17 protein-coding genes are annotated in these 16,817 nt (G+C 29.6%); 5 read left to right on the forward strand and 12 right to left on the reverse strand.

Annotated features, from left to right (window positions below; all coding sequences use genetic code 11):
- The first annotated feature begins 25 nt into the window (after positions 1–25).
- Positions 26–760, forward strand: a complete 735-nt coding sequence (locus tag ACJJVK_RS16600) for a head GIN domain-containing protein (protein ID WP_405568101.1) — start codon at positions 26–28, stop codon at positions 758–760.
- Between the two features lie 97 nt (positions 761–857).
- Here the strand turns inward: ACJJVK_RS16600 and ACJJVK_RS16605 are convergent, their stop codons facing one another.
- Together ACJJVK_RS16605 and ACJJVK_RS16610 are read right to left on the reverse strand one after the other, a co-directional pair.
- On the reverse strand, positions 858–2,033 hold the full coding sequence (locus tag ACJJVK_RS16605) for a GlmU family protein (RefSeq protein ID WP_405568102.1): 1,176 nt from the start codon (positions 2,031–2,033) through the stop codon (positions 858–860).
- A 102-nt stretch (positions 2,034–2,135) separates the two neighbouring features.
- Positions 2,136–2,915: a choice-of-anchor V domain-containing protein gene (locus tag ACJJVK_RS16610; RefSeq protein ID WP_405568104.1), complete on the reverse strand. Its 780-nt coding sequence runs from the start codon at positions 2,913–2,915 to the stop codon at positions 2,136–2,138.
- Positions 2,916–3,181: 266 nt separating this feature from the next.
- Between ACJJVK_RS16610 and ACJJVK_RS16615 the strand changes: the two genes are divergently transcribed.
- Positions 3,182–3,724 (forward strand): acyl-CoA thioesterase, encoded by a 543-nt coding sequence (locus ACJJVK_RS16615; RefSeq protein ID WP_215995152.1) that lies wholly within the window; start codon positions 3,182–3,184, stop codon positions 3,722–3,724.
- Entirely contained in the window at positions 3,711–4,289 is a 579-nt protein-coding gene (locus tag ACJJVK_RS16620; protein WP_405568106.1) for an NUDIX domain-containing protein, read from the forward strand. The genes ACJJVK_RS16615 and ACJJVK_RS16620 overlap by 14 nt, the downstream gene beginning before the upstream one ends.
- 90 nt (positions 4,290–4,379) lie before the next feature.
- On the opposite strand, the gene ACJJVK_RS16625 is transcribed toward ACJJVK_RS16620, so the two are convergent.
- The 7 genes from ACJJVK_RS16625 to ACJJVK_RS16655 form a co-directional block, all read right to left on the reverse strand.
- Complete coding sequence (locus ACJJVK_RS16625) at positions 4,380–5,144, reverse strand: DUF6503 family protein (RefSeq protein WP_405568109.1); 765 nt, start codon at positions 5,142–5,144, stop codon at positions 4,380–4,382.
- 43 nt (positions 5,145–5,187) lie between these two features.
- Positions 5,188–5,955 (reverse strand): DUF6503 family protein, encoded by a 768-nt coding sequence (locus tag ACJJVK_RS16630; protein WP_405568111.1) that lies wholly within the window; start codon positions 5,953–5,955, stop codon positions 5,188–5,190.
- Positions 5,956–6,036: 81 nt separating this feature from the next.
- Positions 6,037–7,803, reverse strand: a complete 1,767-nt coding sequence (locus tag ACJJVK_RS16635) for an ABC transporter ATP-binding protein (protein WP_405568114.1) — start codon at positions 7,801–7,803, stop codon at positions 6,037–6,039.
- A 111-nt stretch (positions 7,804–7,914) separates the two neighbouring features.
- Entirely contained in the window at positions 7,915–8,727 is an 813-nt protein-coding gene (locus ACJJVK_RS16640) for a hypothetical protein (protein WP_405568117.1), read from the reverse strand.
- A gap of 317 nt (positions 8,728–9,044) precedes the next feature.
- Entirely contained in the window at positions 9,045–10,952 is a 1,908-nt protein-coding gene (acs, locus tag ACJJVK_RS16645) for an acetate--CoA ligase (RefSeq protein WP_405568120.1), read from the reverse strand.
- Positions 10,953–10,968: 16 nt separating this feature from the next.
- Positions 10,969–12,657, reverse strand: a complete 1,689-nt coding sequence (locus ACJJVK_RS16650) for a sodium:solute symporter family protein (RefSeq protein WP_405568122.1) — start codon at positions 12,655–12,657, stop codon at positions 10,969–10,971.
- A gap of 11 nt (positions 12,658–12,668) precedes the next feature.
- The gene (locus ACJJVK_RS16655; protein WP_215995158.1) at positions 12,669–12,926 is read right to left on the reverse strand and encodes a DUF4212 domain-containing protein; all 258 of its coding nucleotides are present in this window, start codon (positions 12,924–12,926) and stop codon (positions 12,669–12,671) included.
- Positions 12,927–13,017: 91 nt separating this feature from the next.
- Between ACJJVK_RS16655 and ACJJVK_RS16660 the strand changes: the two genes are divergently transcribed.
- Both ACJJVK_RS16660 and ACJJVK_RS16665 read left to right on the forward strand, forming a co-directional pair.
- Entirely contained in the window at positions 13,018–13,785 is a 768-nt protein-coding gene (locus ACJJVK_RS16660) for a sulfite exporter TauE/SafE family protein (protein ID WP_405568125.1), read from the forward strand.
- A gap of 73 nt (positions 13,786–13,858) precedes the next feature.
- Positions 13,859–14,653 carry a TerC family protein gene (locus ACJJVK_RS16665; protein WP_215995159.1) on the forward strand — a complete coding sequence of 265 codons (795 nt, stop codon included), beginning with the start codon at positions 13,859–13,861 and terminating at the stop codon, positions 14,651–14,653.
- A 40-nt stretch (positions 14,654–14,693) separates the two neighbouring features.
- Here ACJJVK_RS16665 and ACJJVK_RS16670 read toward each other — a convergent pair whose 3' ends face one another.
- The 3 genes from ACJJVK_RS16670 to fabV form a co-directional block, all read right to left on the reverse strand.
- Positions 14,694–15,062, reverse strand: coding sequence for a glyoxalase (locus ACJJVK_RS16670; RefSeq protein ID WP_405568127.1), 369 nt, complete (start codon positions 15,060–15,062; stop codon positions 14,694–14,696).
- Positions 15,059–15,538, reverse strand: a complete 480-nt coding sequence (locus ACJJVK_RS16675; protein WP_215995161.1) for a hypothetical protein — start codon at positions 15,536–15,538, stop codon at positions 15,059–15,061. The genes ACJJVK_RS16670 and ACJJVK_RS16675 overlap by 4 nt, the downstream gene beginning before the upstream one ends.
- 87 nt (positions 15,539–15,625) lie before the next feature.
- On the reverse strand, positions 15,626–16,813 hold the full coding sequence (gene fabV / locus ACJJVK_RS16680) for an enoyl-ACP reductase FabV (RefSeq protein WP_405568130.1): 1,188 nt from the start codon (positions 16,811–16,813) through the stop codon (positions 15,626–15,628).
- Positions 16,814–16,817 lie beyond the last annotated feature (4 nt).

A 16,817-nucleotide genomic window follows, 5' to 3' on the forward strand; every position in this document is an offset into this window, starting at 1 on the left:
TCAAATCAATTTAAAAAATAAAATTATGCTTAAAAAAATTACTTTATTACTATTTACAATTACTTTAAGTTTATCTACCAATGCACAAAGTTGGTGGGGAAGTAATAAAAAAATAAAAGGAAATGGAAATGTTGTTACTGTAAATAGAACAACATCAGATTACGATGGAATTTCAGTTGGCGGTTCTTTTGATGTTATTCTTGTAGAGGGTAAAGAAGGAAACATAAAAATTGAAGGTGAAGAAAACATTATACCTTATGTAGAAACAGAAGTGAGTGGAAATACACTTAAAATTAAATATGAAAAAAACATCAATATTAACACTACAAAAAGACTTACTGTAACAGTAACTTATAGAGATATAGATAAAGTTTCTTTAGGTGGTTCTGGTAATATTTCTAACGAAGGCACTATAAAAGCTAGCGATTTAAAAACTTCTTTAGGTGGATCAGGAAACATTACTTTAAAAATAGATGCTGATGAAGTTAGTGCAAACATTGGTGGTTCTGGAAATATTAAACTAGAAGGAACTTCTAATGAATTAAGTTGCTCAATTGCTGGTTCTGGAAGCATAAAAGCTTATGAACTAAGTACAGATACTTTAAATGCAACAATTGCAGGTTCTGGTTCTATAAGAACTACAGTAAAAACCAAAATTAAAGCAAAAGTAGTAGGTTCTGGAAGCATTTATTACAAAGGAAATCCTAAATATGTAGATTCTAAATCTGTAGGTTCTGGTGATGTAATTGATAGAAATTAAAGAGAAACATCATTTTAATAATAAAAAAAGACCTAAAAATGAAAATTCATTTTTGGGTCTTTTTTATTTTATAACTTTAAAAATCAGTTACTAATTTTTAATAGTTTCTGTATTGTTGCGTTTCTTCAAAAACATGTTGTAAAATTCGTTTTTCTACATCATCAAAAACTAAATTTCTACGTTTCATAACTACAGTAGCTACTTCGTAAACTTTATTAGTTTTATATTCTGTAAATCCAGATGCACCTCCCCAACTAAAAGATGGCACAAAATTTCTTGGAAAACCACTTCCATAAATATTAGCAGAAACACCAACTACAGTTCCTGTGTTAAACATTGTATTTATACCACATTTAGAATGATCTCCCATCATTAAACCACAAAATTGCAATCCGGTTTTTGCAAATCTACCAGTTTCATAATCCCATAATTTTACCTCAGCATAATTATTTTTTAGGTTAGAGTTGTTAGTATCTGCACCTAAATTACACCATTCTCCTAAAACTGAGTTTCCTAAAAAGCCATCATGTGCTTTACTAGAATAGCCCATTAAAACTGAGTTATTAACCTCACCTCCTACTTTACAATATGGTCCTAATGTGGTAGCTCCGTAAATTTTAGCACCCAATTTTAAAACTGAATGGTCACACATTGCCAAAGCACCTCTCACAACACAACCTTCCATTATTTCTGCATCTTTACCAATATAAATTGGTCCATTAGAAGCATTTAAAATAGCAAAAGATATTTTAGCTCCTTCTTCTATAAAAATATTTTCTTTGTTTACACATTGTACAGTATCAGGAATTGGTTGAGACGTTCTGCCTTCTGTAAGCAAATCGAAATCTTCTTGAATGGCTTTGTTGTTTAATGAAAAAATATCCCAAGTATTTTTTATTTGAATAATATCTTCATCAAATTCAATTGCAGTGTATTCGTCGAAATTTACTTCTTCTTGTGTATCCGAAGTAAAAAAAGCAATTACATCATCACCTTTAAAAATAGCTTCATTTTCTGATAAATTTTTAACTTTTTCTACCAAACTATTTGTTGGGCAAAAAGAGGCATTTATTAAAATATTCTCTGCCATTTCTACCATAGGATATTTTTCTTCTAAATACTCTTCTGTAACTGTAGTTGTAGTTAAGCTTAAATATTTTTCCCATTTTTCTCTAATGGTTAAAATACCTACTCTTAAGTCTGCAACTGGTTTTGTGTATGTAAATGGTAAAAGGGATTTTCTAACATCTCCATCAAATAAAATATAATTCATTTCTTGGGTTTTATAGATAAACGAATTTAGTTTTTTTAAAGCACAAAAAAAAACCGATTGCAATAAATACAACCGGTTTTCATCATTTGAACTGAAAAGATTTTACTTTTTTATAAATTTCTGACTTCCAATTTTATCATCAGAAACCACTTTTAAGATATAAACACCTTTTGATAAATCACTTACGTTAATTTTACTATTTAATTCAGTAACATTATGTGTTAAAACTAATTTACCTATATAATTATAAAATTGAACAGATGCTTTACTTGAACCAGAAGGTAATTGAATCGTTACATTTTCTACAGCAGGGTTTGGATATAAATCAAAGTTTAAACGTTGAGCTTCTTTTATGCTTAATGAAGGCGAAGATGTACTTGCTGTTACTACTTGATCTCCACCATCAAAAGCACTTCCATTTCCATTAGCTGCATTTACGGCAGTATAAAATGTTACATTACCTAAATCTGTAGAAGGCGATCTCCAGGTAAAAGACCAATCTCCAGAATTTGAAGGAAAAGTGTGTGTTACTGCTTTATTACTATTTACTGTTCTACTACCAGATCCTGCAGTAAAAGTACCAATTTTTGCGTTCGAATTACTTTCAGCTGTAAGTTGAAAACCATGAGCAGAAGAACTAGAAGTTGTATTTACATTTATTGTATAATCTGTATCTAACAGATAACCTGTAACAGGAATATTAGACGTTATTATAGCAGATGCATTAAAATTACCTCCACTATGACATGCAGCACAAGTTGCACCTCCATCTCCTGGAGAGCCAGATCTAGCATCTGTTCTACCACCAGAACTAGACATTAATAAAAAAGCTGAAACTGGTATTAGTAATAAAAAAAGTTTAAAAATGTAGTGTTTTTTCATTTGTTTTGAATTTAGTTGATTATACTTTTATCGTTAATTTTAAAACATTTACTAGAAAACAGATTATTGTTAAATAATTAATTCTATTTCCTGAACAACACTGTAAATAAAGCAATTAGACAAATAAAAACAAACAAATAGTAGTTAAGAGGGAAAAAACAACCTCTAAAAAGGAATATTATTACTTAAAAATATCCTCTTTTTAGAGATATCTAAAAAATACCAAAAAAAAAGAATTGTATTTTTGAAACATAACTTGTAGCAATATGAAATATAAACACATAAGTGAATCTCAATTAACAATCAATGAGTTAATGCTTCCTTCTCATTCTAATTTTAGTGGTAAAATACATGGTGGACATATTTTAAACCTAATGGATCAGATTGCATTTGCTTGTGCATCTAAACATTCTGGCTATTATTGTGTTACAGCTTCTGTAAACAAAGTAGATTTTTTAAACCCAATAGAAGTTGGTGAATTATTAACCTTAAAAGCTTCTGTAAACTATACAGGAAGAACATCTATGGTAGTTGGCTTAAGAGTTACATCAGAAAACATTAGAACTGGCGAAATTAAACACTGTAACTCTTCATATTTTACAATGGTTGCTAAAGATGAAAATGGTAAAAGCGTTGCTGTACCTGGTATTATTTTAACAACAAAAGATAGTATTAGACGTTTTGCAAGAAGTATTGTTAGGCAACAACAAGGTAAAAAAAGAATTTCTAGATTTTACGAAGATGCTTTTAAAATAGAAGAATACATACACCTTTTTGAAGGTAGTAATTCTAAAATTGAACTTACTTAAACATTTTTCTTTGGATGAATTAATAGACATTTTAACTCCTGATGGAAAACCTACAGGAAAAACCGCTTTAAAATCGGAAGCTCATAAAAATGGATGGTTTCATGCAACTGTACATATTTGGTTATTTACTTCGGATGAAAAAATATTGCTTCAAAAAAGGGCATTGACTAAAAAAGTATTTCCGGGTTTGTGGGATATTTCTGTTGCAGGACATATTGGTGCTGGTGAATCTATTTTATCATCAGCAAAAAGAGAAGTTTTTGAAGAAATTGGACTAGAACTAGATTCAAAAGAACTTATAAAAATTGGTACACGAATTCATGAAATTTCGCATCCAAATGGAATTCAAGATAACGAACATCATCATGTTTTTGTTGCAGAATTAAAAGTTCCTGTTTCTGATTTAACCATTCAAGAAGAAGAAGTTGACGCTATAAAATTGTTTGATTTATCTATATTAAAAGATACAAAAAACCTCGAAAACGTGTTACTTTCTCGTTTTCATGATTATTATTGTTCGGTTTACGATAAAATTAATAAACAAATACAAAATACTTTATCTTGATTTTGTTGTTGTACACTAAAAAATAGACAAAAAAAGACCCTAAAAACAATGGTTTCTAAGGTCTAAAAATTTTATTTAAAACTGATTGATTTACTCAGTTGGTTTTGTATAAAATGAATCTGCTAATTTTGCCTGACTTATTAAAGGCAATTTAAAATCAACAATTTTTGTTGTTGGTACAAATTTATTTTCTTTATCCTTTTTATACCAAGTAATTTGATTTGGTAAAATAAATCCGCTTACGTTTTCCCAAGAATTGTATCTAATATACTTGTAATTATCTGTTGGTGATTTAGACCTAAAAGTTACTGTATAAGCCAACCATTCCATTTTATAGGTTTCTGGGTTGTAATACACAATATAATTATCATCTGGAGATGTGCCTACGTTTGCTTTGTAAGAAATTTTATAACCAGGATAACTTGTTTCTTCAAACAGAAAATCGTCTACTTTTTCGTAAATAATTCCATCATCTGCCAAGACAAAAGGCATAGCATAAAAGTAAAAATACAAGTTATAATAAAAAGCAGGATCTCTTTTTAAGCTTCCTTTCACCTCTTCTAAAGACCATATTTCTTTACCATCAAAACCCAAAGAATACTTAGGTGTATTTACAACTATTTTACGAGAATGTAAATCTGATGTATGTACCTCATCTTCTTTATTAAAAGAAAGTGTTTGTATTTTTCTCCAAGCGTCAATTCCTCCATGAGCTTCAAAAACTTTCCCTAATTCTGTTGGGAAATTTTCTTTTTTATCCTCAACTTTTTTAACAACTTGTTTAGCATCTTTTTTAGGCTCATTTTTACATGAAACCGCAACTATAACAATTAATACTAAAAATATTCTTTTCATAATTTATTTTTAAGATTTTAAAATCGTTTAGTTGCAAATATATTTATTTTACTGGCTTCGAAAAAAACGATTCTGTTAAATCATTTTTACTGATTGCTGCATCTGTAAATACTGTTGCTGGTCTAGCAGGTTCTGTTGGCACACCATTTTCGTCTTTTTTATACCAAGTTATTTCTGAAGGTAAAATCAATCCATTTACATCATTCCATTTATCATATTTAATAATATTAAATTTATCGCTTGGTTTTTTAGACATAAATGTGGCTGTGTAAGCTAACCATTCCATTTGATGTGTTTCTGGGTTAAAATACAACTTATAGTTATCATCAGGAGAGCTACCAATATTTGCCTTAAAAGACATTTTATAACCAGGATATACTACACCATCAAAAGTTAATGGATCAATTTTTTCATAAGAAATTCCATCATCAGCTAACACAAAAGGCATAGCATAAAAGTAGAAGAAAAGATTGTGATAAAAAGCAGGATTACCTTTAAAAGTTCCTTTTTCTGTTTCATCTAACCACACTTCTTTTCCGTCAAAACCAACAGCGTAGTTTGGCGCATTAATTACATTAATACGAGATTGTAAATCTACAGTATGCACTTCTTCTCCTTTTTTAAAGGATAAAATTTCTGCATTTCTCCAAGCATCAATTCCTCCATGAGCTTTAAAAACTTGTCCTAATTCTTCAGGGAAAATTTCTTTTTTAACCTCAACTTTTTTAACAACTGCTTTCACCTCATTTTTAGGCTCATTCTTACAAGAAATAGCGATTACAATAATTAACAATAAAAGTACTTTTTTCATAATTTGATTATATATTTAAATTCAATAGTACAAAAGGTCGTTTTTATTGTAAGTCTTTACAAAAAAAGTAAAATTTAAATGTTAAATTTTTGCTTGATAAGTATACAAGTCATAATATCTACCTTTTTTAGCAATCAATTCATCATGGTTACCTCTTTCTGCTATTTTACCAGCTTCAATTACCAAGATTTGATCTGCTTTTTTAATGGTACTCAATCTGTGAGCAATAACAATTGTAGTTCTATCCTTTATTAATTCTGATAAACTTTTCTGAATTAAAGCTTCACTTTCTGTATCTAAACTAGAAGTAGCTTCATCTAAAATAAGAACTCTAGGATCTGCCAAAATAGCTCTTGCAATTGCCAATCTTTGTCTTTGTCCTCCAGATAATTTTACACCTCTTTCTCCAATTAAGGTATCTAAACCATTATCAAATCTGTTTGTAAACTCATTTACATAAGCTGCTTTTACAGCATTTTGCAATTCTTCTTCAGTTGCATTTGGTCTTGGAAATAGAATATTTTCTCTGATTGTACCTTCAAACAAAAACTCATCTTGTAAAACAACACCTAAATTTTTACGATAACTAGATAATTTTACTTTAGACATATCTTGATTATCAATAGTAATTACACCTGATTTCGGATTTAAAAACGTGGCTGACAAACCAGCAATGGTAGATTTACCAGAACCAGAACTACCCACTAAAGCTGTTACAGAACCTGCAGGAACTTTAAAATTGATATTATGCAATACCTGTTTTCCTGCTTCATAAGCAAATGAAACATCATCAAAATTAATTTCTCCTTTTACATTTTTTAAAGCAATTGTCCTGTTTTCATTGTCTTCTTCTGCAGTCATATTCATTAACTCTTCTGTTCTGTCTAAACCAGCTAAAGCTTCTGTTAATTGACTACCAATGTTACTCATTTGCACAATTGGTGCTACCATAAATGCCAAAAGAGTTGTAAACTTAAATAGATCTCCAAAGGTCATTGTACCTTGAATCATATAATAACCTCCAATTCCCATAACTCCTGTAGTGGCTACTCCTATTAAAAAAGTAGATGAACTTGTCATAATTGCAGTTGCTGTCATACTTTTTTTAACATTGGTAAAAATATCTGCAACTCCTTTTTCAAATATCTTGCTTTCTTGCTCTTCTGCATTAAAGGCTTTTATTACTCGAATTCCACCTAAAGTTTCTGTTAAACGCCCTTTAACTTCTGCATTAATTTTACCTCTAGCTCTAAAAATAGGACGAATGTATTTGAAAGATTTTAATGCAATAAAACCAAAAATAGACAAAGGCACAAACGTAAAAAGAGTCATCCAAACATTCATTTTTATTAGAATTACCAATGTAATTATTGCTGTAAAAGAACCACCTATTAATTGTACTAAACCAGTACCTATTAAATTTCTTACCCCTTCTACATCACTCATAATTCTAGAAACCAATGCTCCAGATTTTGTGTTATCAAAAAAACTAATTGGTAGTGTTAAAACTTTCTTTTGTACTTCTGCTCTTAATTCTGATATTAAATATTGCGCTTGTATACTCAACACTTTTGTCAACAAAAAAGAAGTAACTGCTTGTATTAAAATTGCCCCAAGTACAATGCCTACTAATGTATACAATTGATTAAAGTCTTTATTTGGCACAACTTCATCGAACAAAACTTTGCTTTGTAAGGGCAATACAAAACCAGATAAACTTCTGATAATAATTAAAATTAACCCTAAAAAAACAAGATTTCTTCTGGGCCAAATAATGGTTTTAAAAGCTTGTTTTAAAGTAACTTTTGGTTTCTTTTTATCTTTTGATGATTCTTTATAATGCTGCATAAACTTTTAATTGTCAATTTATATGCCATTAGAAATTATTATGACAGATGTGCAAACTTACCAAAAAGACCTGTCAGGTTTTAGAAAACTGACAGGTCTGATATACTAATTTTATTGGTAATATTTATATTCTGTTTCTGTTATAGTATCGATAATATTATGTTTTAAATACCTTTTTGATTTTGTTTCAAAACCTTTATTATTATAATTCTTAATTATAGAATAAGATATTTTATTTAAAGTATTATAATGTATTTCTTTTCGTGTAAACCCTACCTCATCATAAAAATAAAAATATTTTATTTTCTGATGATTACTTTTACTGTTAGCTATCCAAGTTTTTATTCTTTTAGATTTATCGCGCTTAAATTTGTTTTTGATAAAAGAGTAATAACGTATTTGATCTAATAAACTTGAATAATAAGTAATTTTAAGTGAATCCAATTTTAGTTTCTTTTTGAATTGTAATGGTTTCTTTTTTTCAATTGTTTTTATTAAACTTCCATCACCTGCATAATTCTTTTCTTTAATTAAATTGTCTTTTGTATCGTATTCAAATTTTGAAAAACTTCTTAATTGCCCAATTTTGTAAGAAGATTTTCTATAAAAAAAATTAGTAGTATCTGAATCTGTTTGATAAAATTTTATAGAAATTAGTCTACCTTTTTTATTAAAAGAATGTCTGCATTGTACCTGTTTGTTATCTGAAGATTCTAATTGTTGGTTATTCTGTATTTTAAAATGAGTAATTTCCTTAATTTTATATTTAGCTCTATATTTGGCTTGTTCTATATCTAGTTTATTAAATATAGCCTTTTCAGAATCAGTATCTTGTCTAAAAGTTATTTTTCTACCTTGGGTTTGAGAAAAAACTACATTTAAACAAAAAAAATATAGTACAAAAAATATTATTTTAAATTTCATTTATTGCTTCCATAACTTTAACCATTAGCTCAAAAATACAGGTTAATATCGATAATCAATTTAAATGCTACATATAGTTTCTAAAATTTCTAGTTCAAAAAAACTTTTAATTGTTAAAAAAACTAAAAGTTTAAATCTTTTGACTTATTAGATAGACTTGCTTGCGTGAGCGATAGAAACGACATCCTTTTTGCTTTTTCAGCAAAAAGATATAGTGGATAGCGCAGTTTTTGTTTTTCACAAAAACACGCCCTAAAATAGAATTTATCTTTAATTACCAAAACTCTACAAGGTTTTAGAAACCTTGCAGGTAACTATTATAATCGATTGTCTATAATGCTTTGTACAACTTCTGGATTTAACAATGTACTTGTGTCTCCTAAATTATTCATATCATCAGAAGCTATTTTACGTAAAATACGACGCATAATTTTTCCTGATCGTGTTTTTGGCAATCCTTCTGAAAATTGAATTTTATCTAGTTTGGCTATTGGACCAATTTTTTCTGAAATGGCTTGATTGATTTCTTTGCGTAAATTATCGTGATTTCTGCTTTCTCCTGTGTCTTTTAAAATTACATAACCATATAATGCACTCCCTTTAATATCGTGTGGAAAACCAACGATAGCAGATTCTGCTACTGCAGGATGCTCATTAATTGCATCTTCTATTGGTGCTGTACCTAAATTATGACCAGAAACTATAATTACATCATCTACTCTACCTGTAATTCTGTAATAGCCAACCTCGTCTCGTAAAGCTCCATCTCCTGTAAAATATTTATTCTCGAAAGCTGAAAAATAGGTTTCTTTATAACGTTGATGATTGCCCCAAATGGTTCTAGCAATACTTGGCCAAGGATGTTTTATACACAATCTACCTTCTACTTGATTTCCTTTTAATTCTTGTCCATTTTCATCCATTAAAGCTGGTTGAATTCCGATAAAAGGTAAGGTTGCATACGTTGGTTTTGTTGGTGTTACATAAGGAATTGGAGTAATCATCATTCCACCAGTTTCTGTTTGCCACCAAGTATCAATAATCGGACTTTTCTTTTTACCAACATTATCATTATACCAATGCCAAGCTTCTTCATTAATAGGTTCACCTACAGAACCTAATACTTTTAAGGATGATAAATCGTATTTATCAACCAATTCTGTTCCGTGTTTTGCTAATGCTCTAATGGCTGTTGGTGCTGTATAAAATTGATTGACTTTATGTTTTTCTACAATTTGCCAAAATCTACCAAAATCTGGATAACTTGGTACACCTTCAAACATTACTGTTGTGGCTCCATTTGCTAAAGGACCATATACAATGTAAGAATGACCAGTAATCCAACCAATATCTGCTGTACACCAGTACACATCATTTTCTTTGTATTGAAACGCATTTTTAAAAGTATAAGCAGCGTAAACCATATAACCTGCAGTTGTATGTACCATTCCTTTTGGCATTCCTGTAGAACCAGAAGTATATAAAATAAATAAAGGATCTTCTGCATTCATAGTTTCTGCTTCACACTCTATAGAAGCATTATCTAATAAAGGTTGTAACCATTGGTCTCTACCTTCTTTCATTACAATATCTGAATTAATTCTTTTTGCAACCAAAACATTTTCTACACAAGTACAGTTTTCTAGAGCATCATCTACAATTCCTTTTAAATCGATTGTTTTAGAACCTCTGAAAGAACCATCTGCTGTTATTACCATTTTACAATCTGCATCATTAATTCTTGTTGCTAAAGCTGATGCTGAAAACCCTGCAAAAACCACTGAATGTATGGCTCCAATTCTTGCACAAGCTAAAGTTGCAATTGCCAATTCAGGAATCATTGGTACATAAATACAAACTCGATCTCCTTTTTGAATTCCGTTTTCTTTTAAAACATTCGCAAACTGATTTACTCTTTGATGTAATTGTTTATAAGTAATATGTTGCGCTTTTTCATCAGGATTATTAGGCTCGAATAAAATAGCTGTTTTATTGGCTCTTGTTGCCAAATGCCTATCAATACAGTTTTCTGTAATGTTTAATTGTGCTCCTTCAAACCATTTTACTTCAGGTTTTGTAAAATCCCATTCTAAAACTTTATCCCATTTTTTACGCCATAAAAAATGTTCTTCTGCTATTTCTTCCCAAAAATTTTCAGGTTCTCTAACAGATTTTCTATATACTTGATAATATTCTTCTAAATGTTTTATGTGATAATTACTCATTACTTAGTTTATAGTTTTAGTGATTATGTGCTTCTCCTGCTCCACTTGGTATTCTAATATTTTCTACAATCTCTTGTACATCTTTTGGAGGTGCTACTGTAAATCTAGAAACAATAATCGAAATTATAAAATTAATTGCCATTGCAACTGTTCCAAATCCTTCAGGCGATATTCCAAACCACCAATCTTCTTTTGTTCCTCCTCCAAACCAATCGAATTTAAATTTTAGCATATAGAAAAGCATCAGTAAAATTCCTATTATCATTCCTAAAATTGCGCCTTCCTTATTCATTCTTTTATCAAAAATACCCAAAATTATTGCTGGAAAAAAAGAAGCAGCTGCCAAACCAAAAGCCAAAGCCACTGTTGCTGCCACAAAATCTGGTGGATTGATTCCAAAATACCCTGCAACACAAACAGCAACTACTGCAGATAATCTTGCTGCAATTAACTCACCCTTTTCTGTAATGTTTGGGTTAATCATTTTCTTAATTAAATCATGAGAAACTGATGCAGAAATCACCAATAACAAACCTGCTGCTGTAGATAATGCAGCTGCTAAAGCTCCTGCTGCAACTAAAGCTATTACCCAGTTTGGTAAACCTGCAATTTCTGGATTTGCTAAAACCATAATGTCTTTATCAACAATTAATTCATTTTTTTTAGCATCTGCCAAATACTGAACTAAACCATCATTATTTTTATCATCAAATTGTATTAATCCTGTTTTTTCCCAGTTTCCAAACCATTCTGGCATTTTTTCATATTCTTTATTACTTACAGTTTCAATTAAATTTGTTCTGGAAAACACAGAAATTGCTGGTGCTGTTGTATATAGAATTGCAATTAATAACAATGCCCAACCTGCTGATTTACGAGCGTCAGCCACTTTTTTAACTGTAAAGAAACGAACAATTACGTGTGGCAAACCTGCTGTACCAAACATTAAAGCTCCTGTAATTAAGAAAACATCTAAAGTAGATTTACTTCCTGAAGTATATGCTGCAAAGCCTAATTCTCTATGCAAACCATCTAATTTATCTAACAAATAAACTCCATTTTCATCTGCACCACCAAAACCTAACTGCGGAATTGGATTACCAGTCATTTGAATTGATATAAAAATTGCTGGCACCATAAATGCAAAAATTAACACACAATATTGTGCAACTTGCGTGTATGTAATTCCTTTCATACCCCCTAAAACTGCATAGAACAAAACGATTATCATCCCAATAATTACACCTGTATTGATATCAACCTCTAAAAAACGAGAAAAAACCAGGCCTACTCCTCTCATTTGACCAGCTACATATGTAAATGAAACTAAAAGCGCACAAAAAACAGCTACACTTCTTGCTACATTAGAATAATATCTGTCTCCAATAAAATCTGGCACTGTAAATTTGCCAAACTTTCTTAAATAAGGTGCTAGTAAAAGTGCTAATAAAACATAACCTCCTGTCCAACCCATTAAATAAACAGAGCCATCATAACCATTAAAGGATATTAAACCTGCCATAGAAATAAAGGAAGCTGCAGACATCCAGTCTGCTGCTGTTGCTAAACCGTTTGCTAATGGAGAAACACCACCACCAGCAACATAAAATTCTTTTGTAGATCCTGCTCTTGTCCAAATTGCAATACCTATATATAGTGTAAAAGTGATTCCTACTAAAATCCATGTCCAAACTTGAATACTCATAATTTTAAATTTTATTTTTCGTTAAAACCAAATTCTTTATCCAACTTATTCATCAATTTTATATAAACAAAAATGAGTATTACAAACACATAAATTGATCCCTGTTGCGCAAACCAAAAACCCAATTTAAAGCCACCCATTCTTAAATTATTTAATTGATCAACCAATAAAATTCCGAACACGAATGAAACAAAAAACCAAATGCTTAAAAGTATCGTTAAATATTTTAAATTCTTTTTCCAATATTTTTTCTCTTTTAGTTTATTCATTACTTCTAATTAAGGTTAAATTATTAATTTATTTTTAAATATCTACTTTTTTTATTTTATATTGAAGATTATAAATATAATTAGTTTTTTATTGATTTTTGATGTCTTTGTACAATACTGGTATATTATTGTACTTTTTTTTTTAGTTGCACTGCTCTATTCTTCAGTCGGTTTTGGTGGTGGATCTAGTTATTTAGCTATTTTAGCCTTAACAAGCATCGTTTTTACACAAATTAGAGCAACTGCTCTTTTATGTAATATTGTTGTGGTATCTAGCAATGTTTTGTTATTCTATCAACAAAGAAAAATTAATTGGAAAAAAATAATACCGCTTGTTTTATTAAGTATTCCGCTTGCATTTTTAGGTGGGAAATTAAAAATCAATCAAAATTTATTTTTTATTCTTTTAGGATTCACCTTGCTCTTTGCTGCAATTACCATGTGGATTTCTAAAAAAATTCTTACTTCGGATAAACAAAAATCAACATCAAACTCAATTAAAAATGCGAGTTTTGGTGGAATTATTGGTTTTATTTCTGGAATGGTTGGTATTGGAGGTGGAATTTTTTTAGCGCCTCTTTTACATTTAACAAATTGGGATACTCCTAAAAAAATTGCAGCAACTGCTAGTATTTTTATTTTAGTAAACTCAATAGCTGGTTTATTGGGCCAATATTCAAACCCCGATTTTATAATTGATTGGCAGTTAACTTCTGTTTTATTAATTACCGTTTTTATTGGCGGTCAAATTGGTAGTAGAATGAGCAATAATTATTTTACGCCTATTCAACTAAAAAAGGCAACCGCTATTTTGATTGCCTTTGTAAGTCTTAGAATTTTATTTAAATATCTTTTTTGATAAATAAAATTGGTTTCCATTGTATAATTAAATCAATAAAAATATATTTGAACCTCATCCAAAAAAAATAAAAATGTTAGGAATTATTTTTACCTTATTAATGTTAGTGCTTTTACAAGCCGTTTTAGGATTCGACAATTTATTGTACATTTCTTTAGAATCTAAAAAAGCACCAGAAGCAGATCAAAAAAAAGTTAGAAAAACAGGAATTTTAATTGCCATTGTTCTTAGAATTGTTTTGTTATTTGTACTTGTTTCTATTATCGACTTTTTTCAAGAACCTTTTTCTTTTTTATCAGGTGAAATTGAAGATATTATCCATTTTGCATTTAATGGTCACAGTATTATTGTTCTTTTAGGTGGTGGTTTTATTATTTATACAGCCATTAAAGAAATTTGGCATATGATTTCTACCAAAGGTTTAGAGGTTGATGATATGGCTACTGAAAAAAAATCTAAATCTGCAAATGCAGTAATTACTAGTATAGTAATTATGAATTTAGTTTTCTCTTTCGACTCAATTTTAGCTGCAATTGGTTTAACCAGCGAAATTGAAAACCCTACAACCGCTTTTATAGTAATGGCTATTGCTATTGTAATAAGTGGTTTATTAATGCTTATTATGGCTGATAGAATTTCTACTTTTTTATCTAAAAATAGAATGTATGAGGTTTTAGGTTTGTTTATATTATTTATTGTTGGAATTATGCTAGTTACAGAAGGTGGCCATTTAGCACATTTAAAACTTTTTGGAAACGAAATTGTACCAATGAGTAAAACAACGTTCTACTTTGTGTTGGCTATTTTAATTATTGTAGATGTTGTACAAGGCAGATATCAAAAGAAATTACTTTCTGAAAAAAAATAATAATTAATAAAAAACCGTTACTTACTTAGTAACGGTTTTTTTATTGTATTTCATCAATAGAATCTTGTAGTCTTTTTATGATGATTTGTTTAATTCTTCTATTAAATTCGGATGAATTGTTTTGATAAATTTCATATTCATCCATAGAAAAATGGCCTAAAATTGTACCTAAAATTTGATTCTTAAATTGTAAATCTTTTTCTAAAACAGATTTTATTTTTCCTCTTTTCTTTTGTTCTGATAAAATTGAAAAATCAACTTTTCTTTTTATTAAATACGTTTTAAAAAACGCAATTAACAAAGTGTGTTGCATTTTAATAATTGGTCTTAAAACCGTGTTTTGAAAAGCTTCTGTTTCTGTAGTACTTTCACTAACTAAATCCGATAAAATTGGTCTTTCTTTTTTCATCTATCTAACAATTCATCTAATTCCAGTTGATAATCATATTGCAAATCTTCGTGTAATTTTTCAATCGCTTTTTTTATCATTCTTACTTGTGCATCAAAAACATTTTGCAAACGCTGACTTCTGTTTATAGAAGGTTTCATTTCTTTTAATTTCTTGCAGAAATACAAAAGCAATTCAGTTTCTGTTTCTTTCTTTTTAGAATATCTGATAAACTTTTTGGTAAGCGATAAAATTTTACGAACACTTTTTCTGATGTAAAAATAACTTTTGGTATTTATATCAGAAAACTGCTCATCCATTTGATCTTTAATCGATTGAATATAACCTTCTTCATTATGAGATTCGAATAATAAATAAGTTAACAACTCTTTATTTTCTTTCTTAAATCTTGATAAATGCAAACACAACTCTTTTAACTCATCAGCAGATTTATGAGATAATTCGTCTTTAAGTTGTTTAATGGTTACTGCTTTCAAATATAATTTTGTTTAACTTATTATAATAAGTTTAAGATGAAAAAAGGAAATACCTGCAAGGTTTTGAAAACCTTGCAGGAAAATATTTTATTGTTCACTAGGTATTTTTACAACCTCGTTAACATCAGCATTATAATCTACACCATCAACTTTAAAACCAAATAGGTTAAAAAATTCATTACTGTAACCTTCTAAATCTCCTAATTCTGATAAATTTTCTGTAGTTGCTTTTTGCCAAAGTTCAGCAATTTCTGCTTGTACATCTTCGCGCATTTCCCAATCATCAATTCTAATTCTACCTTTATCATCTAAAGATAAGTCACCACCAAATAAACGCTCACTATACAAACGTTCTATTTGCTCAATACAACCTTCGTGAATTCCTTTTTCTTTCATCACTTTAAACAATAACGAAATATATAGAGGAATTACAGGAATTGCAGAACTAGCTTGAGTTACTAATGCTTTATTTACAGAAACGTAAGCATTAACGTTAATCGATTTTAAATCATTAGTAATTTCAAAAGCTGTTTTTTCTAAATCGTCTTTTGCTGCACCAATTGTTCCATTTCTGTAAACTGGTTTTGTAACTTCTGGGCCAATATAAGAATAAGCCACAGTTGTTGCGCCTTCAGAAAGTAGGTTTTCTGCTTGTAAAGCATCCATCCACATTTTCCAATCTTCACCACCCATTACTGTAACTGTATTTGCAATATCATCTCCTTCAGCAGGATTTATTGATATTTCTGATACATTACCTGTATGAAAATCTACTGTTTTATTAGTAAAAACTTCGCCAATTGGTTTTAAAACTGATTTAAATCTTTTACCTGTATTTGGGTGTTTTCTTACTGGTGATGCTAAACTGTAAATTACCAAATCTACCTGACCTAAATCTTCTTTAATTAGGTTTACAACTTGCTCTTTTATCTCATTAGAAAAAGCATCTCCGTTTATACTTTTTGCATACAAACCTGCTTTATGAGCGTGTTTTTCAAAAGCTGCAGTATTGTAATAACCAGGAGAACCTGGTCTGCCTTCTGTTGCTGGTTTATCGAAAAAAACACCTATGGTTGCTGCATCTGAACCAAATGCACTTGTAATTCTAGATGCTAATCCAAAACCTGTTGATGCACCAATAACTAACACTTTTTTAGCACCTTCAATTTTGCCTTTGGATTTTACATATTCTATTTGATTGATTACGTTTTGCTCACAACCAGTTGGATGTGAAGTTAAACAAATAAATCCTCTTGTTCTTGGTTCTATAATCATTTGT

The organism is Polaribacter sp. Asnod6-C07 (assembly GCF_045063625.1).
Classification (GTDB): Bacteria; Bacteroidota; Bacteroidia; order Flavobacteriales; family Flavobacteriaceae; genus Polaribacter; species Polaribacter vadi_A.

Coding starts and splice junctions, on each gene's coding strand:
- ACJJVK_RS16615 (WP_215995152.1), top strand. CDS start 3,182: ATGAAATATAAACACATAAGTGAATCTCAATTAACAATCAATGAGTTA.
- ACJJVK_RS16630 (WP_405568111.1), bottom strand. CDS start 5,955: ATGAAAAAAGTACTTTTATTGTTAATTATTGTAATCGCTATTTCTTGT.
- ACJJVK_RS16605 (WP_405568102.1), bottom strand. CDS start 2,033: ATGAATTATATTTTATTTGATGGAGATGTTAGAAAATCCCTTTTACCA.
- ACJJVK_RS16650 (WP_405568122.1), bottom strand. CDS start 12,657: ATGAGTATTCAAGTTTGGACATGGATTTTAGTAGGAATCACTTTTACA.
- ACJJVK_RS16665 (WP_215995159.1), top strand. CDS start 13,859: ATGTTAGGAATTATTTTTACCTTATTAATGTTAGTGCTTTTACAAGCC.
- ACJJVK_RS16640 (WP_405568117.1), bottom strand. CDS start 8,727: ATGAAATTTAAAATAATATTTTTTGTACTATATTTTTTTTGTTTAAAT.
- ACJJVK_RS16600 (WP_405568101.1), top strand. CDS start 26: ATGCTTAAAAAAATTACTTTATTACTATTTACAATTACTTTAAGTTTA.
- ACJJVK_RS16610 (WP_405568104.1), bottom strand. CDS start 2,915: ATGAAAAAACACTACATTTTTAAACTTTTTTTATTACTAATACCAGTT.
- ACJJVK_RS16625 (WP_405568109.1), bottom strand. CDS start 5,144: ATGAAAAGAATATTTTTAGTATTAATTGTTATAGTTGCGGTTTCATGT.
- ACJJVK_RS16655 (WP_215995158.1), bottom strand. CDS start 12,926: ATGAATAAACTAAAAGAGAAAAAATATTGGAAAAAGAATTTAAAATAT.
- fabV (WP_405568130.1), bottom strand. CDS start 16,813: ATGATTATAGAACCAAGAACAAGAGGATTTATTTGTTTAACTTCACAT.
- ACJJVK_RS16670 (WP_405568127.1), bottom strand. CDS start 15,062: ATGAAAAAAGAAAGACCAATTTTATCGGATTTAGTTAGTGAAAGTACT.
- acs (WP_405568120.1), bottom strand. CDS start 10,952: ATGAGTAATTATCACATAAAACATTTAGAAGAATATTATCAAGTATAT.
- ACJJVK_RS16635 (WP_405568114.1), bottom strand. CDS start 7,803: ATGCAGCATTATAAAGAATCATCAAAAGATAAAAAGAAACCAAAAGTT.